This window comes from Methylobacterium sp. FW306-05-D, from assembly GCF_058782155.1.
The window spans coordinates 1-22651 of the sequence record NZ_JBYSXL010000025.1; the positions used below are offsets into that span (position 1 = coordinate 1).

Sequence of the window (22651 nt, forward strand, 5' to 3'; positions counted from 1 at the left end):
GAGGGCGTCGTCGACCCGGCCGGCGACGCCGACCTTCCCCCCTCGCCTCACCCGACGGGCACCCAGGAGACCGTGGCATGACGCGCGTACTGATCGTCGAGGATGACAGCGACATCCGCGCCATGCTCGCCCGCGGGCTCGAGGCGGAGGGCTTCTCCGTCGGCGTCGCCGGCCGGGTCGACGACGCCCTCGCGGCCGCCCGCGCCGAGGCGCCCGAGGCGGTGGTGCTCGACATCACCCTGCCGGACGGCTCCGGCCACGACGTCTGCCGCTCCCTGCGCGAGGGCGGCTATCCGGGGCCGATTCTCTTCCTCTCGGCCCGGGACGAGGTGCGCGACCGCGCCGAGGGGCTGGCGCTCGGCGCCGATGACTACATCGTGAAGCCCTTCGTCTTCGACGAGCTGCTCGCCCGCCTCCAGACCCACCTCCTGCGCCGCAAGGCCTCGGAGGCGCCGCGCTCGATCGTCACGGCCGGCAAGCTCATGCTTGACCTGACCATCCGGCAAGTCGGCTTCGCGGATGCGACGGCGCGCCTCACCCCGCGCGAGGCCGAGCTCCTCGCCCTGCTGATGGACAACGCCAACCACCCGGTCTCGCGGGGCGACATCTTCGACAAGCTCTGGGCCGGCCAGGGCGGCCTCTCGCTGAATGTCGTCGATGTCTACGTGGGTTACCTGCGGACCAAGCTGTCGGACTTCGTCCGCCTCGGCGGCCCGGTCATCGTCACGGTGCGGGGCCGGGGCTTCATGCTGGACCTCAAGGGGCAGGATTTCCGGCACTGATCCGGCACGCCGCGTTAACGCCGGCCGCGGATTCGCGGGGGTGGATGGGAGGAACCGGCAATTTAGCGCTTGAACTGCCGAGCCAAATTGTCGATACCAGCGCGGCGACAGAAACCACTGCGCCGTCAGTGTCTTACGATCTTCTTAGAGGCGATCGGGATGCTGCTGACGTTCAGAAGAAACTTTCAGGAGAAACACCATGACCTGGGCCGCCCCCATCGTTTCCGAGATCTGCGTCGGCATGGAAGTCACCAGCTACGAGTCGGCTGAGATCGACACCTTCAACTAAGTTTCGTCGAACCCGAGGGTCCCAAGGCAGCGTCGGTTCCACCATGCATGTCCTGATCCTCGGCTCGGCCGCGGGCGGCGGCCTTCCCCAGTGGAATTGCCGCTGCCCGATCTGCTCCCTCGCCCGCGCGGACGAGACCCGCGTCAGGCCGCGGACCCAGTCGAGCATCGCCGTCTCCCCCGATGGAGAAAGCTGGCTCCTGGTGAACGCCTCCCCCGATATCCGCCAGCAGCTGTTCGACAATGCGGCGATGCATCCGCGCAGCGGGCTGCGGCACTCGCCGATCCAGGCCGTGCTGCTGACCAACGGCGACGTCGACCATGTCGCCGGCCTGCTGACGCTGCGCGAGGGCCAGCCCTTCACCCTCTACGGCACCGCCGGCATCCTCGAGTCGGTCAACGCCAACCGGGTCTTCGACGTGATGGCCGCCGGCGTGGTGGCCCGCGAGCCGATCGCCCTCGACCGTGCCTTCGAGCCGGTGCCGGGCCTCAGCGTCACGCTGTTCGCGGTGCCCGGCAAGGTGCCCCTGTGGCTCGAGGACGAGACCCTGGAGATCGGCGCCGAGACCGAGACCACGGTGGGCGCGATGATCGAGGCCGGCGGGCGGCGCCTCGCCTACATCCCCGGCTGCGCCCGCGTGACCGAGGACCTGAAGGCCCGAATCGGCGGGGTCGACGCCCTGCTGTTCGACGGGACGGTGCTTCTCGACGACGACATGATTCGGGCCGGCGTCGGCACCAAGACCGGCTGGCGCATGGGGCACGTGCCGATGACCGGGGACGGCGGCTCCATCGCGGCCCTCGCGGATGTCGCTATCGGCCGGCGCGTCTTCGTCCACATCAACAACACCAACCCGGTGCTGATCGAGGGCTCCGACGAGCGCCTTCAGGTCGAGGCCGCGGGCTGGACCGTGGCCCATGACGGATTGACGCTGTCCCTTTCGTGATGCGGCCATCTGGCAGTTTAGTGCCGACGACATACATTGTGTCCGATTGAATTGCCTGTTCACGCCGGCGGCCTTCACGGGGCGCGGCGCGATTGATAAGAAAAGTTCCGAAAACCGCTCCCCGCTGATCCGCGAGCCACGCCATGACCGCGCCCTTCCCGACCCCGAAGACCGACGAGGCTCAGCGCCTGCTCTCGCCCGAGGAACTCGAGGCGGCCCTGCGCGACATCGGCGCGCGCCGCTACCACAACCTGCACCCGTTCCACCGCCTGCTGCACGACGGCAAGCTCAGCAAGGATCAGGTCCGGGCCTGGGCGCTGAACCGCTACTACTACCAGGCGATGATCCCGGTGAAGGACGCCGCCGTGCTCGCCCGGATGACCGACGCCGCGCTGCGCCGGGTCTGGCGCCAGCGCATCGTCGACCATGACGGCGACGCGCCCGGCGACGGCGGCATCGAGCGCTGGCTCAAGCTCGCCGAGGGCGTGGGCTTTGCCCGCGCCTACGTGGAATCGACGCAGGGCATCCTGTCGGCGACCCGGTTCTCGGTGGATGCCTACGTGCATTTCGTGAAGGAGCGCTCGCTCCTGGAGGCGATCGCCTCCTCGCTCACCGAGATGTTCTCGCCGACCATCATCTCGGAGCGCGTCGCCGGGATGCTGAAGAACTACGACTTCATCACCAAGGACACGCTGGCGTATTTCGACAAGCGCCTGACCCAGGCCCCGCGCGACGCGGACTTCGCCATCGCCTACGTCAAGGAGCACGCCACCACGCCGGCGCTGCAGCGCCAGGCGATGGATGCGCTGACGTTCAAGTGCAATGTGCTCTGGACGCAGCTCGACGCGCTCTACTTCGCCTACGTCGCCCCCGGCCTGATCCCGCCCGATGCCTGGACGCCCGGCACCGGCCTGGTGCCCGAGCCGGCGGTGGCCCAGGCTTCCGGACCGCTGGCGGCCGGCACCGGCACCCTGACGGCGCACGACGTGCCGCGCCTGCCCCGCGGCGTGCGCCTGCGCCACGACGCCGTGCGCGACCAGCACGTCCTCCTGGCGCCCGAGCGCACCTTCGACCTCGACGCCAACGCGGTGGCGGTGCTCGAACTGGTCGACGGGCAGCGCAGCGTGCGCGACATCGCCGGGGTGCTGGCCGAGAAGTTCACGGCCGACGCGTCCGTGATCGAGGCCGACATCCTCGTGATGCTGAACGATCTGGCCACGAAACGGGTCCTGGAGCGATGAACGCGATCACGCCGAACGCCCCCACCCTGCCGGCTCCGGTCGGGCTCCTCGCGGAGCTGACCCATCGCTGCCCCCTGCGCTGTCCCTACTGCTCGAACCCGCTCGAACTCGACCGGCGCTCGGGCGAGCTCGACACGGCGACGTGGCAGCGGGTGCTGACGGAGGCGGCGGCCTTGGGCGTGCTGCACGTCCACCTCTCGGGCGGCGAGCCGACGGCGCGCAACGACATCGTCGAGATCACCGCGACCTGCGCGAAACTGGGTCTGTATTCCAACCTCATCACCTCCGGCGTCGGCGGCGCCCTGCAGAAGCTCGACGCGCTCTACGATGCCGGCCTCGACCACGTTCAGCTCTCGGTGCAGGGCGTCGACGCGGCCAATGCCGAGAAGATCGGCGGCCTCAAGAACGCCCAGCCGCAGAAATTCGCCTTCGCCGAGCGCGTGACACAGCTCGGACTGCCGCTGACGCTGAACTCGGTGATCCACCGGGGCAACATCCACGAGGTCGAGGGCTTCATCGACCTGGCCGTGAAGCTCGGCGCCAAGCGCCTGGAGGTCGCCCACACCCAGTATTACGGCTGGGCCTACGTGAACCGCGCCGCCCTGATGCCGAACAAGGCCGAGGTCGACCGCTCGATCCGCATCGTCGAGGCCGCCCGCGAGCGCCTGAAGGGGCAGCTCGTCATCGATCTCGTGGTGCCCGATTACTATGCGAAGTACCCGAAGGCCTGTGCCGGCGGCTGGGGCCGCAAGCTCATGAACGTGACGCCGCAGGGCAAGGTGCTGCCCTGCCACGCCGCCGAGACGATCCCGAACCTCGAATTCTGGTACGTCTCCGACCATTCGCTCGGCGACATCTGGGCGAATTCCCCGGCCTTCACGGCCTATCGCGGCACGGACTGGATGAAGGAGCCCTGCCGCTCCTGCGACCGGCGGGAGAAGGATTGGGGCGGCTGCCGCTGTCAGGCCCTGGCGCTCGCCGGGGATGCGGCGGCCACTGACCCGGCCTGCTCCCTGTCGCCGCTCCACGCCAAGGTGCGCGATCTCGCCACCGAGGAGGCGGCCGAGACGCCGCCGGACTACGTCTACCGGACCATCGGCAGTAACGTGCAGCCCAATGTGCGTACGCCGCTGAATGAGGAAGCGCCGCTTTGAAGCCCGTCACCCTTGCCGCGTTCGTGATGCTCGCGGGCGCGCCCGCGCTCGCCCAGACCGCGCCCGCCGTGCCTCCGGCGCCCGAGACCCCCGCCGTCACCCAGGCCAACACCGCGACACCTCCGAACGCCTCGGACCTGCTCTTCGAGCAGCCGCAGATGAAGAACGTTCCGCCCGGGTCGAAGCTCACCTACGACTACCTGCGCCGCAGCGGCATCTCGAAGGGGCCGTTCGGGCCGCCGCTGAACGACACGATCAAGCTCGGTGTGGAACCCGGCAACGCCGCGGACAACCGCAATATCCGCGTGGAGATGTTCTCCGGCGCCAACCGCTTCCCGGCCGGCCCGTTCGAGGACATGCCCGGCAACCCCGTGATGACGCTCTTCCTGGAGCATCACCTCATGGACCTCGCCCGCGTGCTGATGGCCAACCCGCGCTACATCAAGAACGCCATCCGTAAGGGCCTGCGCGACAACGCCACCGTGACGCCGACGCAGATCGACTACAAGGGTCGGAAGGTCGACGCCTGGCGCATCGAGACGCAGCCCTTCATCGACGACAAGATGAAGGAGCGCATGCGCGGCTTCGAGAACCTGAAATACACCTTCGTCACCTCCGAGGCCGTGCCCGGCGAGCTCGTTTCGATCGAGGCGAGCTCCAAGAACGCCGAGGGTGGCGAACTCCTCCAGGAGAATCTGAGCTATGATCCAAACGCTGGTTAAGCGGCTTCCGAGCCTCGCCGCCGGCGCCTGCGCCGCGGCTCTCCTGGTCGGCACGGCGGCGGCGGCCGAGCCCGAGAACGACTACCCGACCGAGGCCCGGGCCGATTACATCTTCGGCTGCATGGCGGCGAACGGCCAGTCGCGCGAATCCCTGTCGCGCTGCTCCTGCTCCCTGGATGCCCTCGCCTCGCTGCTGCCCTACGACAAGTACGTCCAGGCCAGCACCGTGCTTTCCCTGCGCCAGGGCATCGGCCAGCGCACCACGGCGTTCAAGTCGACCAAGGTCTTCGACGACCAGGTGGCTGAACTTCGCCGCGCCCAGGCCGAGGCCGAGATCCGCTGCTACCGCGGCGGGACCTGACCGGGGCCCTCGACCTTGCCGCGACGCCGCCGCCTCGAGGCGGCGCCGCAGGACCGGACCGCGTTCGGCCCCGACGCCGGCATGGGCGTTGCTCAGACCCGGCATTGCGTTCAAAGACAGCGGCATCCCGGCCGAGGACGCGCCCCGGACGCGCCCGCCTTCGAACCCGAGCAATCCCGTGCCCCCAGACCTGCCGTCCCCGCTGACGTCGCTCCTGCCCGATCTCGGACGGCGCGTGCTCGTGATGGGCATCCTCAACGTCACGCCCGATTCCTTCTCGGATGGCGGCCGCTTCGCCGATCTCGATCCTGCCCGCGCGCAGGCCGAGACCCTCGTGGCGGAGGGCGCGGCCCTGGTGGATATCGGCGGCGAATCCACCCGCCCCGGCCACGTGCCGGTCTCGGCGGAGGAGGAGCAGGCCCGCATCCTGCCGGTGATCCGCGACCTCGCCCCGCGCCTGCCCGTCCCGATCTCGGTGGACACCTACAAGGCCTCGACCGCGCAGGCGGCGCTGGAGGCCGGCGCCCGCATCGTGAACGACGTCTGGGGCCTCCAGCGCGAGCCCGATATCGCCCGGGTGGCGGCCGACCATGGCGCGCCGGTGATGATCATGCACAACCGCGAGACCATCGATCCGGCCATCGACATCGTCGCCGACATGCTGCGCTTCTTCGAGCGCTCGCTCGCCATCGCGCGGGCCGCCGGTCTGCGCGATGGCGACATCGTGCTCGACCCCGGGATCGGCTTCGGCAAGAGCTGGGCCCAGCACCTCGAAGCCCTGCGGCGCCTGCCCGAGATCGTCGCCCTGGGTTTTCCCGTCCTCGTCGGCGTCTCGCGAAAATCGCTCCTCGGGCGCCTGCACGACGCCGAGACCAAGCCTGTGGACCGCCTGTTCGGCTCCATCGGCAGTCATGTGCTCGCCGCCACGCTCGGGGCGCAGATCGTGCGGGTCCACGATGTTCGTCCGCACGTGGACGCGCTCCGGGTGGTCGACGCCGTGATGGGACACGCTGTATGAGCGACCGCATCCTCGTCGACCGCATCGCCGTCTTCGCCTTCCACGGCCTCCTGCCGGAGGAGGCCCGGCTGGGCCAGCGCTTCTACGTCTCCCTCGACGTCCGGCTCGACCTCGCGGCGGCCGGGCGCTCCGACGACGTCGCCCGCACCGTGAGCTATGCCGATCTCACCGAGATCGTGACCCGGATCGCCACGCAGCGGCGCTTCGCCCTGATCGAAGCCCTGGCCGAGGCCATCGCGGGCGAGATTCTCGCGCGGCACCCACTCATCACCGAGATCCGGGTGCGGGTGGACAAGCCGAGCGCGCCGGTGCCGGCGGTGATCGACGGCGTCGCCATCGAGATCGTGCGCGCCCGCGAGACGGCCCGATGAACGCGGCATCGGGGCTTCATGCAGCCTATCTCGGCCTCGGCAGCAACATCGGCGACAAGGCCGCGACCCTCGCGGACGCGGTGGCGCGGTTGGCCGCCACGCCGGGCATCCACATCACCGCGCGCTCGTCCGACTACCGGACCCCGCCCTGGGGCGACACCGACCAGGACTGGTTCCTCAACGCCGCCGTCGGGATCGAGACCAGCCTGACCCCCCATGACCTCCTGGAGGCGGGCCTCGCCATCGAGGCCGCCATGGGCCGGGTGCGCGAGCGCCGCTGGGGGCCGCGGGTGATCGACATCGACGTCTTGTCCTACGAGGGCGCGGCGATCTCGGATGCGCGCCTCGTGCTTCCGCACCGCTTCGTGCGCGAGCGCGCCTTCGTGCTGGTGCCCTTGGCCGAGATCGCTCCGGACCTGCGCATCGGCCCGGAGACGGTCACCGAGGCCTTGGCCAAGCTCGACGCGGCTGGCATCGAGCGGGTCTGATCAGGATCGGATCTCGATCCCGCTCAGGTCGCGACCCGCTCTGCGTCTCTTGCGCCAACGTAGCCGTCGATCCCCGGGAGGAAGGCGGTGCAGGTTGCCGAATCAGTACGGGCCGTCGTGCAGACCATGGATCCGGGAGGTCGACGCGAGACGTGCGGCCCTCGTGCGCGCCGCTGCCGGCCCGCGCCGACGTCGCAGAGGAGGCCTCAGCGAGCCGGGGGGACGCTGCGCAGGCTCGCGGCTCGGACACACGATGGCGGCGGAACCGATCCGCCGCCTTCCGTTTCAGGGGGCCGGAGCGTCGAGGAGCTTGTTGCCCTCTTCCTCCAGCAGCGGCACATCGTAGTCGCGCAGCACCCGCTCGATGTCGGCGCGGCGCTTGCGCAGGATCGTGTTGAGGGTGCGCTTCCAGTCATTCTCCTCCAGCCGGACCCCGAGGGCGATCCGGAAGGTGAGCGGCGGGCGATCGGGCTCCTGCAGCAGCGGTGTGACCGTCATCGGCACGCCGCTCTGCTTGGCGAGCCAGCCGGCGGCCGGACCCCAGAGGATCGCCGCGTCGATGCGTTTCTCGGCCAGATCCGCGATGACCTCGGCCGAGACGGTCTGATGCTTGCGGGCCGGATCGAGCTGGTAGGGCGCGTAGGCCTTCATCGTACTGACGAGGCCCACCTCGCCCATCCGGTTGACCGGTGGCGTGCCGCCGATGACGCCGATCGACTTGCCCTTGAGCTTGGGATCGTCGAGACGCGTGACGCCGTCGAACTCGCCCGTACGGGTGACCAGCGTGTAGGCGGAGCGGTAATAGGGGTTCGAGTGCTGGACGAGCTCGCCGCCAGCGGCCGATCCGATGATGATGTCACACAGGCCGGTGCCGAGGGTGTTGCGGACGAAGCCGGGCCCCTGCGTCAGCCAATAATAGCGAATCTTGACCTTGAGCTCGTCGGCGATGATCGCCGCGATCCTGTTCTCGAAGCCATCCTCCTTGCGTTCGGAGAACGGCATGTTGCCGGGATCGCCGCAGACACGCAGGGTGTCCGTCGTGACGAGGTCCGGCAGCGATTGGGCCAGCGCCGGTCGCGCCCCTGCCGCGAGCAGCAGGAGCGCGAGCGCGAGGCTCGTCCGTGAGCCTGGATGCGTCATCAGCCGCCCAGGCACTCCTTCTCGGCCGTCTTGGCAGCCTCGGGCTTCTCTTCCTTGTCACTCGGCCGGATGCGCGGCATGGCGCCGGACGCACGAGCCTTCAGGTACACGTACAGGTCGTCCGCGTAGCACATGACATTCTTATTGTCGCCGAAGGCCGGCATGACCTTCTCCTGGCCTGCCTGCGTGTCGCGCTTGCCGCCGGCGAGAATGCCGATGAACTCCTCGTAGCCGATCGTCTTGAGGGAGTCCTTCAGGGCCGGCGCGTAGGTCGAACCCATGGCATCGGGGCCGTGGCAGACGTGGCACTCGGCGTGATAGCGGCGGTAGCCCGAGTAGGCGTACCAGTCGAACTTCTTGCCATCGTTGGTGATGTGGAAGGTCGGGTGGCCCTCGGCGTCCTGATACTTTCCGTCCTCGACCTTCACGGCCGCGAACTTGTCGATCAGCTTGGCGTCCTTCTCCGGAGCATTCGGGTCCAGCTGATTGGCGAGTGCCGGATCAGCCTTCTTCGCATCCTGGGCCTGGACGGCGAGGGTCGAGATGGACGCAAGGGCGAGGGCCGCCACGAGAGGACGGATGGCGGCTTTGCTAATGATATGCAACGACGTTTCTCCCAGGAACACCACGTCGGCCACCGGCCGCGTGTTTCACATCTTGTTCTTCCAACTCTAATCATAAAGGTGCCCGCGCGGAAACCCGCGCCGGCACCCAAGGCCTTACCGTAACGTGCGACCGATTAGTTCGGCAGCGAGAAGACGGTCAGCTGACCACCGAGGTTGGTGTAGTTCGAGAGGGCAGCGTAGCCACCCACCGCGCCGAGACCGGCGTTCGGGTCGGTCAGGCCGGCCGCGAGGCCGATGCCAGCCCAGCCACCGACACCCGACAGGATGCCGACGTACTGCTTGCCCTTATGGCTGTAGGTCATCACGTTGCCGATGATGCCCGACGGGGTCTTGAACTTGTAGAGTTCCTTGCCCGTCTTGGAGTCGACAGCCTTCAGGTAGCCTTCCAGGGTGCCGTAGAACACCACGTCACCGGCGGTGGCGAGGGCGCCCGACCACACCGAGAACTGCTCGGCGTTCGACCACTTGATCTTACCGTTCACGCCGTCCCAGGCGATGAAGTTACCCATGCCGCCGTGGCTGTTGGGGGCCGGGTACATGGCCAGGGTCGCACCGACGTAGGGCTGGCCGGGGGTGTAGGAGACCCGGAACGGCTCGTAGTCCATGCAGACGTGGTTGGTGGGCACGTAGAACAGGTTGGTCTTCGGGGAGTAAGCAGCAGGCTGCTGATCCTTCGAACCCAGCGCCGCGGGGCAGATGCCCTTGGAGTTGGTGTCCTCACCGTTCTGCTCGGTGGAGTACTTGGCCTGGACGAGCGGGCGGCCGTAGTTCTTGGAGCCCTTGTCCATGTCGACCTTGGAGGCCCAGTTCACGACCGGATCGTACTTCTCGGCGACCAGGAGCTCGCCGGTGGCGCGATCGAGAGTGTAGCCGAAGCCGTTACGGTCGAAGTGGGTCAGGAGCGGACGCTCCTTGCCGTCAACCTTCTGATCCGTGAGGATCATCTCGTTGATGCCGTCGTAGTCCCACTCGTCGTGAGGGGTCATCTGGTAGACCCACTTGGCGGCACCCGTGTCGGGGTTACGCGCCCAGATGGTCATGGACCACTTGTTGTCGCCCGGACGCTGCTTGGGGTTCCAGGTCGAGGGGTTGCCCGAGCCGTAGTACATCAGGTCGAGCTTGGGATCGTAGGAGAACCAGCCCCAGGTGCAGCCGCCGCCGGTCTTCCACTGATCGCCTTCCCAGGTCTTCAGCGAGGAGTCCTTGCCGACCGGCTTGCCGAGCGAGGTGGTCTTCTCGGGGTCCATGATCATGTCGGCGTCGGGGCCCTGGGAGTGGCCGCGCCACACCTTCTTGCCCGTCTTGGCGTCGTAGGCGGTGACGTGGCAGTTCACGCCGAACTCGCCGCCGGAGATGCCGACGATGATCTTGTCCTTCACCGGGAGAACGGTGGCGGTGTTGGTCTCACCCTTCTTGGGGTCGCCGTTGACGACGGACCAGTTCACCTTGCCGGTCTTGGCGTCGAGCGAGACGACCGTGGTGTCGGCCTGGTGCAGGATGATGGCGCCATCGGCGTAGGCGAGACCACGGTTGACCGTGTCACAGCACATCACCGGGATGACCGACGGGTCCTGCTTGGGCTCGTACTTCCAGGCGATCACGCCGTCCTTGTCGAGGTCGAGGGCGTAGACGATGTTCGGGAAGGGGGTGTGCACGTACATCATGTTGCCGACGACGAGCGGGGAGCCCTCGTGGCCGCGCAGCACGCCGGTCGAGAAGGTCCAGGCCACCTGGAGCTGCTTGACGTTGCTGGCGTTGATCTGGTCGAGCTTCGAATAGCGCGTGTTGGCGTAGTCGACGGTCTGAAGGACCTGCTCGGCCGGGTTGGCCGTGCGCTTCAGGACGTCTTCGTTGGCGAACGCCGTGGTCGAAGCGACCATGCCGGCGCCGAGTGCGAGAAGATGTACCGCTCTCATGGATTCCTCCGACAGATCTTCCAGCCGTCATCATGCAGCAGAAGCTGCAGGATCACGCCGTGATCTGACTGTTTGCGACAGGGATAGGTTCGCCTCGGTAGCGGACGCCAAACCCTGATCACCAAACCATAAAAGGTTTGAGCGGGGTCTGTGCGGTCAGGGGCCGCTATCCCTTTGCGGCGCCCCTCGAAACCGAAGCTTGAACGAACTCTAAGAAAAATTCGGGCGGCGTCAACACGCTTGCGCGCCGTGCATCCAGGCTTCGCACAAGTCGTCGTGAGCGATCCAGCTTCGCTCAGGAGGGCTCACGCTACGCACCATTGGATTGTGCGGCGCAATATCTCAAAACGGTAAGATAAAGTGTTTTATAGGACTTTGCCGGGTCTTCATGCGGTCGACGCATGTCGCGCTAGCTTGACCGCAACGGGCATGTCCTCCGTGGCGCGCCGCTGTCTCATCGTACCCCGGATTGACGGATTAGCATGATATAAAATGCAATGCATGCAATATAATGCAAAAAATCATGCGTCGGGCGTTCGCGTTGGCAGATCCGCGTTCCTGCCGATCGACGGGGTGTGCGCGTGATCCGATGCGCGGTCTCGCCGCATCTGGTTCCGGAAGAGATGGGGAAATCCCACGGTCGGTCGGGCGCGGGATCGAATCAGACGGCGATCACACCAGGAAACCGTGCGGCGAGGTCGGCGCGGTTCGCTTCCACCCAGGTGCGGTCGCGCTGCCCGCGGGGCCGGTCGAGGGTGATGGTCCCGAGGAGGCTCGCCGGGCGGGCCGAGACCAGGAGCAAACGGTCGGCGATCTCCAGGGCCTCGGCGACGTTGTGGGTCACCATCAGGACGCCCATCCCCGAAGTCCCCACCGCCGCGACCACCAGGCCGCGCAGGGCCGCCGCCGCGTTGTCGTCGAGGGAGACGAAGGGCTCGTCGAGGATCAGGATGCGCGGCTTCTGGGCCAGCGCCCGGGCGAGGGAGACCCGCCGGGCCATGCCGAGGGATAGCGCGCCCGGATAGCGCCCGCGCCAGGGTGCCAGCCCGAGGGACTCGAACAGGACGTCGAGGTCCTGCCGCCGCTCGGTCCGCGGCAGGGCGAGGCGCACGTTCTGCTCGACGGTGCGCCAGGGCAGCAGGCGCGGCTCCTGGAACGCCATGGCGATGCTGGCCTGATCGGGCGGCGGGGTGACGCTGCCTTCATAATCGGGATCGAGGCCGAGGAGGATGCGCAGGGTGGTGGTCTTGCCGGCCCCGGACGGGCCGATCAGGCAGGTGATCTTCCCGCCGATGATCGAGAAGGCGAGATCACGTACGGCCTCGACCGGCTCGGGGCCGGCCCCGCCATAGACCTTCCGGACGATCGCGACCCGGAGGGCCGTCCCGCCGGACGCGAGTCCACTCTCAGCGCCAGCGTCGGACATAGGCTTCGAGCCGTTGCAGGATGAGGATGTCGATGGCGATCATCACGCTCATGAACACGATGCTGTAGCCGACGATGGCCGCCACGTTCAGGCTCTGGACGAAGTAGTAGTTGATCGCGAAGCCGACGCCGTTGGGTCGGCCGAGCAGTTCGATCACCAACACGATCTTCCAGGCGAGCGACAGCCCCGAGCGCGCGGCCGCCACCGCGAAGGGTTGCAGTTGCGGGATCAGCACATGGGCGATCCAGGTCCGCCGGTCGAAGCGGTAGCTGCGCGCCATCTCCTCGAGTTGCGGATCGAGTCCGCGGGCGCCCTCGCGCAGGATCACGGCGACGTTCGGCAGCTTGTTCAGCACCACGGCGACGATGGCGGCCGCCTCGTTGAGGCCGACCCAGATGTAGGCCAGCACCGTGATCACCAGGGCTGGCGTGTTGAGGAGGATGAGCAGGGGGGTGTCGAGGACGAGGTTCAGCCGGCGCGAGCGGCCGAGGGCGATGCCGAGGAGCACCCCGAGGGTCATCGCCAGGAAGAAGGAGATCCCGACTCGCGACAGGGTGATGCCGACGTTCCACCACAGGTCGCCGGTGGCGGATTCGCGCGCGAGGAAGTCGACGATTGCCAGCGGCGCGGGCAGCAGCCGCGAGCCGGCGGCGGAGGCCGCGACCTGCCACCCCGCGAGGAGGACCAGCACGGAGGCGAGGCGGGTGGCAAAGCCCATGGGGTCAGGGCGTCGAGGTCGCGGCGCGCGAGGCGGCCTCAACCATTGCCGGTACCGTCGAAGTAGAGGCCGGCGGGGAGCGTCGTGCCGGCCCCGACCAGGCGCTCGCCGCCGAGGCGGGCCATGACGGTGAACAGCTTCTCGCCGTCGCTGCGCTCCGTGGCGAGGGGGCGGCGCGGGATTCCGGCGAGGAAGTCGCGCTTCAGGGCCTGGAAGGTCGCCTCGTCCTCGGCCGCCATCAGCGGGCGAACCACGTCCCAGGCGGCGGGGTCGTTGGCGAGGATGTCCTTGGCGGCCTTGGAGGCGCGGGCGAAGCCGACCACCGCCTCGCCCTTGTCCTTCACGGTGGCATCGTCGAGGAGGTAGCCGATCAGGGCCATCGATCCGGTGGCGCCGAACGCGCGCATGATGTCGTCCGAACCGATCAGGCGGCGGAAGCCCTTGGGCTCTAGGCGCGCGCAGTAGGTCCAGTACAGCAGCCCGGCATCGAGTTCGCCCTGCTCCAGCTTGAGTGCCAGGAGCGGCGGCGCGCCGAAGGCGATGGTGGCCTGGGTCTCAAGGTCGATGCCGGCGGTGTCGCGGGCCTGGGCCTTAAGCAGGAGCCAGTTCTTGTCGAGGGGGCCGCCGGCGACGCCCAGGCGCTTGCCCTTGAGGTCGGCCAGCGTCCGGATCGGGCTCTCGCCCGGCACCATCAGGGAGCCCTCGGTGGTCGAGTAGGGGAAGAACCGGATCGCGCGGCCCTCGTTGCCGAGCCGGGCGGCCCAGAGCAGATCGCCCACGATGGTGTCGACCTGGCCGCCCAGGAAGGCGATCCGCGCGGCATCGTTGCCGGCGAGCTTGACCACGTCGAGGGTGAAGCCGTTGGCGCTGTCGAGCCCGCGCGCCTTGATCACCGCCGCCTCCCAGGAGACCGTGCCGAAGGGCAGGCTGCCCACCCGGAACGCCGGCCCCGCCGCCCGCGCAGGCCGGGCGAGGCTCCATGGCAGAGGCAACAATGCCGCTGTCGCGAGCAATCCGCGCCGTGACAGCATGAGGGACTCTCCCTGGATTCGAAGTCGAACGCTCGGGTTGTCCCGCGAAGGCCGGCGTTGGTTGGCAGTCTTCATAGGAGGTCGGGCACAGGGCGTCCACAGGACGAATTGGCAAGTCCGCCGGGCGGATGGTCGCCCCCGAACCGGCAAACCCTTGCGAATCTGCCGCGAGCCCTCGCCGAGCCGGCGCGATCCCTTGCGTGCAACCGGGCCCCGGCGCAGAGATTTGGCCACGATACTTGTTCGAGGGAGCTTGGAACCATGGCCGGCACGCGGGACGACGTGATCGACGACGCCACCGTCACGGAGCGCCTTGCGCGCGAACTCCCGGCCTGGCGCCTGGAGGAGGGCTGGATCCGCCGCACCTACAAGACCGCGGGCTGGAAGGGCACGCTCATGGTGATCAACACCGTGGGCCATCTCGCCGAGGCCGCCTGGCACCATCCGGACATCACCGCCTCCTACGCCTGGGTCGAGGTGCGCCTGACCAACCACGCCGCCAAGGGCATCACCGAGAAGGACTTCGCGCTGGCCGCCAAGATCGAGGAGGTGGTCGGCTGGCAGCCCGGCACCGAAGGCGGCGCGCTGGAGGGCACCCCCACCGATCCGCGCTTCGCCTACATCAAGTACGACAGGTAATCCGACGAGCCGGGGAGCGGCCGGCTCAGTCGGCCTGCTTCACCCGGCGGCACTCGGTCTTGAGGTAGCTCGTCTTGCCGACCTCGTCCCGCAGGTCCGTGCGGGCGATGATCTCCTGCCAGCCATTGGTGCAGCCGAGTTCGTTGGCGACGCGGACCTTGCGGACTTCGCTGGCCTTCTCGTCGGTGCAGGCCTCGATCGGGATCCCGTTGGCGCAGACGAGGACCACGGCGATGAAGGCGTTCATGGGGTGAGCTCCGGCGATGCGATGCCGGACAGGTACGCGGCCGGGCGGCGTCCGGTCTCAACCGATCGTGAGAATGTGATCAGTGGAGAAGTCCCGCCCCTCGACCGGGTTGGCGACCCAGCGGGTCTCCCCGATCCGCATGTCGTGCCCGGCATGGAAGTGGCCCGAGACCCAGAGGTCGGGCCGGTCCGCCGCCGGTAGGTCCTCCAGGACGGTGGTTGCGTAGAAGGCCGGGACCCACCAGGGCACGCCGGGGGTCTCCCGGAACGCATCGGCCGCGCGCGGGCTCGCCGGGTGATGGGTGACGCAGACGGTCGGTCCGTCATGGGGCTCGGCCAGGGCTGCCGCCAGCAGGGCGCGCTCCCGCTCGTGGGCCGCCATCGCGTCGGCGGGCGTCCAGATCGTGCCGTCGCCGTTGCGGATCGAGCCGCGGTACTCGCGCGAACCGGTGACCGGGTCGGTCATCCGCGCGGCCGCGTAGGCGACCGGGTCCTCCGGCGGATCGGCCACCCGACCGTCGAGCCAGCGCCCGGCCAGCGACCAGTCGCTCCACAGGGTCGTCCCGACGAAGCGGACGCCGTCGAGGACCACGGTCGCCCCCCGCTGGAGCAGGTGGATCTGCGCCCCCTCCCCGTTCAGGCGAAGGACCTCGGCCTCCAGGGCGGCGATGAGCTCGGGGGCCGTGCGCCCGTCGCCGGTCGGCGCGTAGTGTTCGTGATTGCCCGGCACGAGCACGATCGGGTGCCCCTGCGCCAGCGTCATCAGGGCCGCGAGGCCCGATTCGGGCCGGCCCTCGTGCAGGTCGCCCGGGCAGACCAGTACGTCGAAGGGCTGGCGCGGGCGCGGGATGACGTCGAGGCGACGGCGCTCCAGGTGCAGGTCGGAGATGGGAAACAGGCGCATGACGGGGTTCGACGCCTCTCAGGAGATTGGATTCTCGGACGCGGCCTTCGCCGCGCGCCACTCGGCCCGCGCGGCCTTCAGGATGTCGCCCGCCGAATCCGCGTTGAGGACGGCGATGCCGGCCGCCGCGATGAGGTCGGGCCAGGCCGACAGGGTCAGGGCGGTGGCGAGGCCGGCGGCGATGATCGCGAGGTTGGCGAAGGCGTCGTTGCGGGCCGAGAGATAGGCCGCCCGGGTCAGGCTGCCGCCCCCCGAGCGGTGGCGGGCCAGCATCGCCGCGCAGGCGAGGTTGACCGCCAGCGCCCCGAGGCCCGTGAGCGTCAGGGGCAGCGGGGCCGGCGGCGCCATCGTGGCGAACTTGATCCAGGCGGCGTAGGCGGTGGCGAGAGCCGGCAGGAGCAGGATGACGGCGAGGACGGCGCCGAGCCGGGCCCGGTTGCGCACGCTCCAGCCGATGCCGGTGAAGATCAGCAGGTTGATCGCCGCGTCCTCGAGGAAGTCGAGGCTGTCGGCGATCAGCGCCAGCGAACCGATCGCCAGGGCGACGCTGATCTCGATGCCGAAATAGGCGAGGTTGAGCCCGGCGACGCGGGCGACCACCGGGCGCAGGGTGGCGGACGGGGTGGGCGTGGCGGACAAAGGCGGCGTCTCGACCTGACGGGGGCGGGGGATCGGACCGGACCCGGGCCCGGCACCTCGCGACGAGGGGCTCCATGGCGCGAGATGCCTCCGGCTGTCGAGGCTCAAGATCCGGGCCGATGCTTTTCGGGCACCAGATACTGGATTTGGCCCGCCGCCTGTGCGAGGCGAAAGGCCAAGCCGCACGAGACCCGCGTGCCAACCACCAAAGTCAGGGGAAACCGCCGATGATGCCCGAACTGCGCGTCCTGTACTTCGAGGATCTCGAAGTCGGCCTGTCCGAGACGCTGAACAAGGTCATCGCCTCTTCCGACGTGGTGGGCTTCGCGGAGATCACCGGCGACCGCAACCCGATCCACCTGTCCGAGCACTTCGCGGCGCGGACGCCCTTCGGGACCCGGATCGCCCACGGCCTCTACACCGCCGGCCTGATCTCGGCGGTGCTCGGCACCCGCCTGCCCGGCCCCGGCGCGGTCTACATCAGCCAGACCCTGAACTTCCGCGCGCCGGTCCGCATCGGCGACACGGTCGAGGTCACCGTCGAGGTGGCCGAACTGGTCCCGGAGCGCCGCCGGGCCCGCCTGAAATGCACCTGCTCGGTGGCGGGCGAGGTCGTCCTCGACGGCGAGGCCCTGGTGAAGGTGCCGACCAAGGCCGAGGCCGATCCCCTCGCGGTGCGCATGGGCGGGCGTCCGGCGAGCGCCTGACGCCGCCTTGGCCGCAGCTCCCCGGCCCGCGCCGGTCGCCATCGACGATCCCGCAGACCCGCGCCTCGCGCCCTACACGGCGATGCGCGAGCGCGACCTCGTCGGGCGCGCCGGCCGCTTCATCGTCGAGGGTGAGGTGACCCTGCGAGTCATGCTCTCGGCCCGGGCGCGGTTCGGCCTCGAATCGGTCCTGCTCGCGCCCGAGCGCCTGGCCGGCCTGGCGGAGGCTCTGGCCCGGCTGCCCGAGGCCGTACCGGTCTACACGGCGACGAAGCCGGTGATGAGTGCGATCACCGGTTTCCCGATCCACCGCGGCGTCCTCGGCGTCGGCCTGCGCGGAACGGAGGCGCCCGGCGCGGCGCTCCCCGGCCTGCCGCCCGCCCCGGCACCGGCCCTCGTGGTCGGCCTCGTCGGCCTGACCAACCACGACAATGTCGGCGGCTTGTTCCGCAACGCCGCCGCGTTCGGCGCCGACGCGGTGCTGCTCGACGCCGGGACCTGCGACCCGCTCTACCGCAAGGCGATCCGCGTCTCGGCCGGTGCCGCGCTCATCGTCCCGTTCCGGCAATTGGCCGATGCCGACGCGATCCTGGCCTTCGCGGAGCGCCACGCCCTGGAGGCCCTGGCCCTGAGCCCCGGCGGTGCCGAGACCCTCGCGGCCCTGGCGCCCCCCGCCCGCAGCCTGCTGCTGCTCGGGAGCGAGGGGCCGGGCCTGCCCCCGGAGCTGATGGTGGGCCTGCGCACCGTCCGCATCCCGATGGCGCCGGAGTTCGATTCGCTCAACGTCGCGACGGCGGGGGCGATCGCGCTGCATCACCTGTCCCGATCGGCTTAGCTGTCTGGTGGCCCGCTTCGAGGGCCACCGCCACGCGCGACACTGCGCCCCCATTGCCGCGCGCCCGGCTACGGTCAAGATTACGCACCGGGCCGCACGAGGTCTGGACGGACCATTCTTGCGCGCCAGATGCGCTCAAAGATGGGAGCGTGGACGAGGGAGTTGCGAGCGTTGTTGCAGTCACGGGACGGCTTGCGGACCCTGTCCGGACGCCGCGTCATCATCGTCGGTGCCGGTCCCGGCGGCCTCGCCACCGCACTCCTCCTCGCCCGGGCCGGCGTCCACGTCACGCTGCTGGAGAAGGACCCGGCGGTCGGCGGCCGCACCAAGACGGTGGAAGCCCCCGGCGGCTTCCGCTTCGACATCGGCCCGACCTTCTTCCTCTACCCACAGATCCTCGCCGACATCTTCGAGACCTGCGGCGAGCGGCTGGAGGACCACGTCAAGCTCGAGCGCCTGGATCCGCAGTACCATCTCGTGTTCGAGGCGGGCGGCGAGATCCGCGCCACGAACGACATGGACCGGCTCGAGGCCGAGGTGGCGCGCATCGCGCCGGACGACGCGAAGAACGTGCGCAAGTTCTTCGCCGACAACCGGGTCAAGCTGAAGTTCTTCAAGCCGGTCTTGGAGCAGGCCTTCCACACCCTGCGGGCCATGGCCTCCCCGGCGATGATCGCCGCCCTGCCCCATCTCCATCCCGGGCGCAGCGTCGACAAGGATCTGCGGCGCTACTTCAAGGATCCGCGGGTCCGCCTCGCCTTCGCGTTCCAGACCAAGTACCTCGGCATGTCGCCGTTCCGGTGCCCGAGCCTGTTCACCATCCTATCGTTCCTCGAATACGAGCACGGCGTCTATCACCCGGTCGGCGGCTGCGGCGCCGTCTCGGAGGCGATGGCCGGGCTCGCCCGCCGGATGGGCGTCGACATCCGCCTCGGGGCGGGCGTCGAGCGCGTGCTGTTCGAGGGCAAGCGCGCCAGCGGCGTGGTCTGCAACGGCGAGACCCTGCAGGCCGATGCGGTGGTCATCAACGGCGACTTCGCCAAGGTGATCCAGGACCTCGTGCCGCAACAGCACCGGCCGCGCTGGCGCGACGCCAAGATCGAGAAGGCGCGCCTCTCCTGCTCGACCTTCATGCTCTATCTCGGCCTCGACGGGCCGATGCCGGAGGCGCTCGGCCACCACACCATCCTGCTGTCGGAGGATTACGCCCGCAACATCCGGGAGATCACCGACGGCATCCTGCCGATGCAGCCCTCGCTCTACGTGCAGCACGCGGGCTTCACCGACGGGGGCATGGCGCCCCCGGGCCAGACCAGCCTCTACGTGCTGGTGCCGGTGCCGAACCTGAAGGCGGGCATCGACTGGAAGGGCCTGCGCGAGACCTATCGCCGCCTCGTCCTCGACCGCCTTAAGCTTCTCGGCCTCGGCGACATCGAATCGCGCATCCGCTACGAGCGCATCGTCGATCCGACCGAGTGGCGCGACGAGTTCTTCGTTCACGAGGGCGCCACCTTCAACCTCGCCCACGACCTGATGCAGATGCTCTACTTCCGCCCCCACAACCGCTTCGGGCCGGGCCTCTACCTCGTCGGCGGCGGGACCCATCCGGGCTCGGGCCTGCCGGTGATCTACGAGGGCGCGCGCATCACCGCCCGCCTCCTCATCGAGGAATTGTCCGCCGGCCGTGTCGGCGCCGCCAGCGCCGGCATTCCCGCGACCGCACCCCTGGCCGCATCGGGCGACGCCACTTGAGGCGGCGGTCGAGGCTCACGGTCGCCATCTGCACCCTCTTCCTCGCCACGGGGGCGGCGCAGGCCGCCTCCGTGGCGGTGGAGGTCGAGGGCATCGAGCCCGGCGGCGTCCTCTCCGTCGCACTGTGCCAGGACGGCCTGTCCGAGGCCGATTGCCGGACCGGGCAGCAGGCCGAGCCCCGGGCCGCCGCGCAGCGCTTCGTCTTCCCGAACGTGGCACCCGGGATCTACGCGGCCCTGGCCTATCAGGACACCAACGGCAATGGCCGCCTCGACCGGACCGGTCTCGGCCTGCCCCTCGAGCCCTACGGGTTCTCCGGCGAATCTTCCCGATCCGCCCGCCCCGACTTCGCGCGCGCGCGCTTCACCGTGCGCGAGCCGGGCGTGGCCGTGCGGGTTCGCCTGTCGCGCGCCCTGCCGCCCCGCTGAGCGCCGCGTGAGCCCCCGTTCCGAGCCGCTCCTGAGGGTGGCCGGCGCCGCCCTCGCCTATCGGGGCAGCCGCGTGCTGGAAGGCGTCGACCTCGCCCTCGAGGCGGGCGAGACGCTTGCGCTCCTCGGCCCCAACGGCGCCGGCAAGACCTCGCTGATGCGCCTCATCGCGGGACGGCTGGCCCCCGGCGCCGGCAGCGTCCGCGTCGCCGGCGACGACCCTCACCGGACGCCGGCCGCGCGCCGGGCGATCGGCTGGGTGCCGCAGGAGATCGCTCTCTATCCCCGCCTCTCCGTGGTCGAGAACCTGTCGGTCTTCGCCCAGCTCGCCGGCATCGCCCGGCGCGAGCGGGCCGAGGCGGTGGCGACGGGCCTCGCGCTCTGCGCCCTCGCGGAGGTGGCCCGGCGCCCGGTCGGGCTGCTCTCGGGCGGCTATCAGCGCCGCGTCAACATCGCCGCCAGCCTGATGGCGCGGCCCCGTCTTGTCCTCCTCGACGAGCCGACGCAGGGGGTGGACCTGCATGCCCGGGCGGCCATCCATGCGGTGCTTGGGCGCCTGCGCGAGGCCGGCACGGCCCTCCTCGTCGCCACCCACGACTTCGCCGAGGCCGAGCGCCTCGCCGACCGGGTCGCCATCCTGGCGCGGGGCCGGATCGTCACCGACGGCCCCCTGTCCGAACTGCTCGCCCGCATTCGCGCCGACGCTCCCGAGCACGAGGCGGCGCTCGTCGCTCCCGCCGACGCGGCGGCGGAGGCGGTGCTGCGCCGGAGCGGGTTCCTGCCCGTCGACACCGGCTCGACCTGGCGGGCGCGCCGCCTCAGCGGGACGCCCCGCGACGGCGCCGACCTCCTCGCCGCCCTCCGGGACGCGGGCGTGCCCATCGCCGAGATCCGCATCCGCGCGCCCGGCCTGGAGGCGGTCTATCGCGAGGCGCTGGCGGCATCCGCGGCCGATGACGTGCACGTCTCGCCCGAGACGGGAGCCGCCGCATGATCTCGGCCGCCTTTCGCGTGATGCTGCTCGGCCTGGTACGCGACCGGGCCGCCCTGGTCATGGCCTTCGTGCTGCCGACCGTGATCTTCACGATCTTCGCCGCGATCTTCTCCGGCGCGCTCGGCGAGCGCATCCGCATTCATGTCGGCCTCCTCGATCTCGCCCAAACGCCGACGACGCAGCGGCTGATGCAGGCCCTGGAGGCGGACCCGTCCCTCCGGGTCGGACGCCTCTCCGCCGCCGACCTCGACGGCGCCGTCGCGGCTGTGCGCCGGAGCGAGGTCGACGTGGCCCTGGTGCTGCGCGGCGACCTCGACGCCGGTTCCACCCGCGCCGACCAGCCCGTGGTGCTGATCGAGAATCCCGCCAAGGCCCTGGCCACCCCGATCGCCCTCGGCCAGCTCCAGCGAGTCCTCAACGAGGCCCTGCCCGACGTGGTCCTGGCTCGGATCGTCGCCGACGTCGAGCGCTCGGGCAAGATCGGCCCGGACGAGCGCGCCTTCCTCAGCCAGGCCTTCGCCGAGCAGCGGGCCCGCAAGGAGCCCTTCGCCTTCGCCTCCCTGGTGGAGCGGCGCAGCACCGCCTCGGGCGCCACCAACGATCGCGTCAGCTACTATGCGGGCGCGATCACGGCGGTGTTCCTGCTCTTCGCCGCCATGCAGGGCGCCCTCTCCCTCGTGGACGAGCGCCAGTCCGGCCTCGCCGACCGGCTGATGGCGGGCCCCGGCGGGCTCAGTGTGGTGGTGCTGGGCAAGTTCCTGTTCCTGGTGGGCCAGGGCCTCGTCCAGGCCGGTCTGATCTTCTCGGCCGCCGCCCTGCTGCACGGGGTCGACATCCTGCCCCATGCGGGCGCCTGGCTGGTGACCTGCCTGCTCGTCTCGGCCATGGCCGCCGGCCTCGCGCTGGCCGCCTGCGCCGCCTCCGCCACCCGCCAGCAGGCGCATCTGGCCGCCACCTTCGGCGTCCTGCTGCTCTCGGCGGTGGGCGGCAGCATGGTGCCCCGTTTCCTCATGCCGCCCTGGCTGCAGGAGGCCGGCTGGCTCACCCCCAATGCCTGGGCCATCGAGGCCTACCAGAACGCCCTCAGCGAGGGCTGGGCCGCGGCGCTGCCCGCCTGGGGCGTGATGGCCGCCGTGGCGGCGGCGGGCCTCGGCGTCGCGTTGGCGCTGGTGTCGCGGCGGGCGATCTAGGAAGGTGCGTGCGAAGACGGCGTCCGTCCACGCCGCGACCGGTTAGCGCGTTGACCGCGCGGCCATCCGGTCTAGCTTCGTATAGAGA

The 22651-nt window shown here is 69.7% G+C and carries 26 protein-coding genes; 17 read left to right on the plus strand and 9 right to left on the minus strand.

Annotated elements, in window-relative coordinates:
• The first annotated feature begins 77 nt into the window (after window positions 1-77).
• The 10 genes from AC3WLN_RS10940 (at window position 78) to folK (ending at window position 7372) form a co-directional block, all read left to right on the plus strand.
• Window positions 78-782 (plus strand): response regulator transcription factor, encoded by a 705-nt coding sequence (locus tag AC3WLN_RS10940; RefSeq protein ID WP_463777071.1) that lies wholly within the window; start codon window positions 78-80, stop codon window positions 780-782.
• 199 nt (window positions 783-981) lie between these two features.
• A complete protein-coding gene (gene pqqA, locus AC3WLN_RS10945; RefSeq protein WP_055889187.1) occupies window positions 982-1071 on the plus strand; it encodes a pyrroloquinoline quinone precursor peptide PqqA in 90 nt (29 codons plus the stop codon).
• Window positions 1072-1114: 43 nt separating this feature from the next.
• Complete coding sequence (gene pqqB, locus AC3WLN_RS10950) at window positions 1115-2017, plus strand: pyrroloquinoline quinone biosynthesis protein PqqB (RefSeq protein WP_492481165.1); 903 nt, start codon at window positions 1115-1117, stop codon at window positions 2015-2017.
• A 143-nt stretch (window positions 2018-2160) separates the two neighbouring features.
• Entirely contained in the window at window positions 2161-3258 is a 1098-nt protein-coding gene (pqqC, locus tag AC3WLN_RS10955; protein WP_492481167.1) for a pyrroloquinoline-quinone synthase PqqC, read from the plus strand.
• Window positions 3255-4412: a pyrroloquinoline quinone biosynthesis protein PqqE gene (pqqE, locus tag AC3WLN_RS10960; RefSeq protein WP_492481169.1), complete on the plus strand. Its 1158-nt coding sequence runs from the start codon at window positions 3255-3257 to the stop codon at window positions 4410-4412. The genes pqqC and pqqE overlap by 4 nt, the downstream gene beginning before the upstream one ends.
• Complete coding sequence (locus AC3WLN_RS10965) at window positions 4409-5134, plus strand: hypothetical protein (RefSeq protein ID WP_492481170.1); 726 nt, start codon at window positions 4409-4411, stop codon at window positions 5132-5134. The genes pqqE and AC3WLN_RS10965 overlap by 4 nt, the downstream gene beginning before the upstream one ends.
• Window positions 5115-5495, plus strand: coding sequence for a hypothetical protein (locus tag AC3WLN_RS10970; RefSeq protein WP_492481172.1), 381 nt, complete (start codon window positions 5115-5117; stop codon window positions 5493-5495). Before AC3WLN_RS10965 ends, AC3WLN_RS10970 begins: the two co-directional genes overlap by 20 nt.
• A gap of 244 nt (window positions 5496-5739) precedes the next feature.
• Window positions 5740-6513, plus strand: coding sequence for a dihydropteroate synthase (gene folP, locus AC3WLN_RS10975; RefSeq protein WP_492481248.1), 774 nt, complete (start codon window positions 5740-5742; stop codon window positions 6511-6513).
• Entirely contained in the window at window positions 6510-6884 is a 375-nt protein-coding gene (folB, locus tag AC3WLN_RS10980) for a dihydroneopterin aldolase (RefSeq protein ID WP_492481174.1), read from the plus strand. The genes folP and folB overlap by 4 nt, the downstream gene beginning before the upstream one ends.
• Complete coding sequence (gene folK, locus AC3WLN_RS10985) at window positions 6881-7372, plus strand: 2-amino-4-hydroxy-6-hydroxymethyldihydropteridine diphosphokinase (protein WP_492481176.1); 492 nt, start codon at window positions 6881-6883, stop codon at window positions 7370-7372. The genes folB and folK overlap by 4 nt, the downstream gene beginning before the upstream one ends.
• A 285-nt stretch (window positions 7373-7657) precedes the next feature.
• Here folK and xoxJ read toward each other — a convergent pair whose 3' ends face one another.
• From xoxJ to AC3WLN_RS11015, 6 genes are all read right to left on the minus strand, one after another.
• On the minus strand, window positions 7658-8512 hold the full coding sequence (gene xoxJ / locus AC3WLN_RS10990; RefSeq protein ID WP_492481178.1) for a rare earth element methanol dehydrogenase accessory protein XoxJ: 855 nt from the start codon (window positions 8510-8512) through the stop codon (window positions 7658-7660).
• Entirely contained in the window at window positions 8512-9117 is a 606-nt protein-coding gene (locus AC3WLN_RS10995; protein ID WP_492481250.1) for a c-type cytochrome, methanol metabolism-related, read from the minus strand. The genes xoxJ and AC3WLN_RS10995 overlap by 1 nt, the downstream gene beginning before the upstream one ends.
• Before the next feature lie 134 nt (window positions 9118-9251).
• Entirely contained in the window at window positions 9252-11054 is a 1803-nt protein-coding gene (gene xoxF5, locus AC3WLN_RS11000) for a lanthanide-dependent methanol dehydrogenase XoxF5 (protein WP_492481180.1), read from the minus strand.
• A 661-nt stretch (window positions 11055-11715) separates the two neighbouring features.
• Window positions 11716-12480 carry an ABC transporter ATP-binding protein gene (locus AC3WLN_RS11005; RefSeq protein ID WP_492481182.1) on the minus strand — a complete coding sequence of 255 codons (765 nt, stop codon included), beginning with the start codon at window positions 12478-12480 and terminating at the stop codon, window positions 11716-11718.
• Complete coding sequence (locus AC3WLN_RS11010) at window positions 12461-13198, minus strand: ABC transporter permease (protein WP_463777035.1); 738 nt, start codon at window positions 13196-13198, stop codon at window positions 12461-12463. Before AC3WLN_RS11010 ends, AC3WLN_RS11005 begins: the two co-directional genes overlap by 20 nt.
• 38 nt (window positions 13199-13236) lie before the next feature.
• Window positions 13237-14229 (minus strand): ABC transporter substrate-binding protein, encoded by a 993-nt coding sequence (locus tag AC3WLN_RS11015; RefSeq protein WP_492481184.1) that lies wholly within the window; start codon window positions 14227-14229, stop codon window positions 13237-13239.
• A 261-nt stretch (window positions 14230-14490) separates the two neighbouring features.
• On the opposite strand from AC3WLN_RS11015, the gene AC3WLN_RS11020 reads away from it, so the two are divergent.
• Window positions 14491-14868, plus strand: a complete 378-nt coding sequence (locus AC3WLN_RS11020) for a 4a-hydroxytetrahydrobiopterin dehydratase (protein WP_056469000.1) — start codon at window positions 14491-14493, stop codon at window positions 14866-14868.
• 25 nt (window positions 14869-14893) lie between these two features.
• Here AC3WLN_RS11020 and AC3WLN_RS11025 read toward each other — a convergent pair whose 3' ends face one another.
• The 3 genes from AC3WLN_RS11025 to AC3WLN_RS11035 are packed head-to-tail and all read right to left on the minus strand — an operon-like array spanning window position 14894 to window position 16657.
• A complete protein-coding gene (locus AC3WLN_RS11025) occupies window positions 14894-15115 on the minus strand; it encodes a hypothetical protein (RefSeq protein WP_492481186.1) in 222 nt (73 codons plus the stop codon).
• A 57-nt stretch (window positions 15116-15172) separates the two neighbouring features.
• Window positions 15173-16018: a metallophosphoesterase gene (locus AC3WLN_RS11030; protein WP_492481188.1), complete on the minus strand. Its 846-nt coding sequence runs from the start codon at window positions 16016-16018 to the stop codon at window positions 15173-15175.
• A gap of 18 nt (window positions 16019-16036) precedes the next feature.
• Window positions 16037-16657, minus strand: coding sequence for a cation efflux transmembrane domain-containing protein (locus tag AC3WLN_RS11035; protein WP_492481190.1), 621 nt, complete (start codon window positions 16655-16657; stop codon window positions 16037-16039).
• Window positions 16658-16884: 227 nt separating this feature from the next.
• On the opposite strand from AC3WLN_RS11035, the gene croR reads away from it, so the two are divergent.
• The 6 genes from croR (at window position 16885) to AC3WLN_RS11065 (ending at window position 22563) form a co-directional block, all read left to right on the plus strand.
• Window positions 16885-17364: a 3-hydroxybutyryl-CoA dehydratase gene (croR, locus tag AC3WLN_RS11040; RefSeq protein ID WP_055949554.1), complete on the plus strand. Its 480-nt coding sequence runs from the start codon at window positions 16885-16887 to the stop codon at window positions 17362-17364.
• Window positions 17365-17446: 82 nt separating this feature from the next.
• Window positions 17447-18199, plus strand: coding sequence for a TrmH family RNA methyltransferase (locus AC3WLN_RS11045; protein WP_492481251.1), 753 nt, complete (start codon window positions 17447-17449; stop codon window positions 18197-18199).
• Between the two features lie 171 nt (window positions 18200-18370).
• Window positions 18371-19951, plus strand: coding sequence for a phytoene desaturase family protein (gene crtI, locus AC3WLN_RS11050; RefSeq protein WP_492481192.1), 1581 nt, complete (start codon window positions 18371-18373; stop codon window positions 19949-19951).
• Window positions 19948-20379 carry a DUF2141 domain-containing protein gene (locus AC3WLN_RS11055; RefSeq protein WP_492481194.1) on the plus strand — a complete coding sequence of 144 codons (432 nt, stop codon included), beginning with the start codon at window positions 19948-19950 and terminating at the stop codon, window positions 20377-20379. The genes crtI and AC3WLN_RS11055 overlap by 4 nt, the downstream gene beginning before the upstream one ends.
• A gap of 7 nt (window positions 20380-20386) precedes the next feature.
• Window positions 20387-21373 carry an ABC transporter ATP-binding protein gene (locus tag AC3WLN_RS11060; RefSeq protein ID WP_492481196.1) on the plus strand — a complete coding sequence of 329 codons (987 nt, stop codon included), beginning with the start codon at window positions 20387-20389 and terminating at the stop codon, window positions 21371-21373.
• Window positions 21370-22563, plus strand: a complete 1194-nt coding sequence (locus AC3WLN_RS11065; RefSeq protein ID WP_492481197.1) for an ABC transporter permease — start codon at window positions 21370-21372, stop codon at window positions 22561-22563. The genes AC3WLN_RS11060 and AC3WLN_RS11065 overlap by 4 nt, the downstream gene beginning before the upstream one ends.
• Window positions 22564-22651 lie beyond the last annotated feature (88 nt).

Bases quoted from the DNA above. Each gene is read 5' to 3' on its own strand.
- AC3WLN_RS10940 (WP_463777071.1), top strand. From the start codon at position 78: ATGACGCGCGTACTGATCGTCGAGGATGACAGCGACATCCGCGCCATG.
- pqqA (WP_055889187.1), top strand. From the start codon at position 982: ATGACCTGGGCCGCCCCCATCGTTTCCGAGATCTGCGTCGGCATGGAA.
- pqqB (WP_492481165.1), top strand. From the start codon at position 1,115: ATGCATGTCCTGATCCTCGGCTCGGCCGCGGGCGGCGGCCTTCCCCAG.
- pqqC (WP_492481167.1), top strand. From the start codon at position 2,161: ATGACCGCGCCCTTCCCGACCCCGAAGACCGACGAGGCTCAGCGCCTG.
- pqqE (WP_492481169.1), top strand. From the start codon at position 3,255: ATGAACGCGATCACGCCGAACGCCCCCACCCTGCCGGCTCCGGTCGGG.
- AC3WLN_RS10970 (WP_492481172.1), top strand. From the start codon at position 5,115: ATGATCCAAACGCTGGTTAAGCGGCTTCCGAGCCTCGCCGCCGGCGCC.
- folP (WP_492481248.1), top strand. From the start codon at position 5,740: ATGGGCATCCTCAACGTCACGCCCGATTCCTTCTCGGATGGCGGCCGC.
- folB (WP_492481174.1), top strand. From the start codon at position 6,510: ATGAGCGACCGCATCCTCGTCGACCGCATCGCCGTCTTCGCCTTCCAC.
- folK (WP_492481176.1), top strand. From the start codon at position 6,881: ATGAACGCGGCATCGGGGCTTCATGCAGCCTATCTCGGCCTCGGCAGC.
- xoxJ (WP_492481178.1), bottom strand. From the start codon at position 8,512: ATGACGCATCCAGGCTCACGGACGAGCCTCGCGCTCGCGCTCCTGCTG.
- xoxF5 (WP_492481180.1), bottom strand. From the start codon at position 11,054: ATGAGAGCGGTACATCTTCTCGCACTCGGCGCCGGCATGGTCGCTTCG.
- AC3WLN_RS11005 (WP_492481182.1), bottom strand. From the start codon at position 12,480: ATGTCCGACGCTGGCGCTGAGAGTGGACTCGCGTCCGGCGGGACGGCC.
- AC3WLN_RS11010 (WP_463777035.1), bottom strand. From the start codon at position 13,198: ATGGGCTTTGCCACCCGCCTCGCCTCCGTGCTGGTCCTCCTCGCGGGG.
- AC3WLN_RS11015 (WP_492481184.1), bottom strand. From the start codon at position 14,229: ATGCTGTCACGGCGCGGATTGCTCGCGACAGCGGCATTGTTGCCTCTG.
- AC3WLN_RS11020 (WP_056469000.1), top strand. From the start codon at position 14,491: ATGGCCGGCACGCGGGACGACGTGATCGACGACGCCACCGTCACGGAG.
- AC3WLN_RS11025 (WP_492481186.1), bottom strand. From the start codon at position 15,115: ATGAACGCCTTCATCGCCGTGGTCCTCGTCTGCGCCAACGGGATCCCG.
- AC3WLN_RS11030 (WP_492481188.1), bottom strand. From the start codon at position 16,018: ATGCGCCTGTTTCCCATCTCCGACCTGCACCTGGAGCGCCGTCGCCTC.
- croR (WP_055949554.1), top strand. From the start codon at position 16,885: ATGATGCCCGAACTGCGCGTCCTGTACTTCGAGGATCTCGAAGTCGGC.
- AC3WLN_RS11045 (WP_492481251.1), top strand. From the start codon at position 17,447: ATGCGCGAGCGCGACCTCGTCGGGCGCGCCGGCCGCTTCATCGTCGAG.
- AC3WLN_RS11065 (WP_492481197.1), top strand. From the start codon at position 21,370: ATGATCTCGGCCGCCTTTCGCGTGATGCTGCTCGGCCTGGTACGCGAC.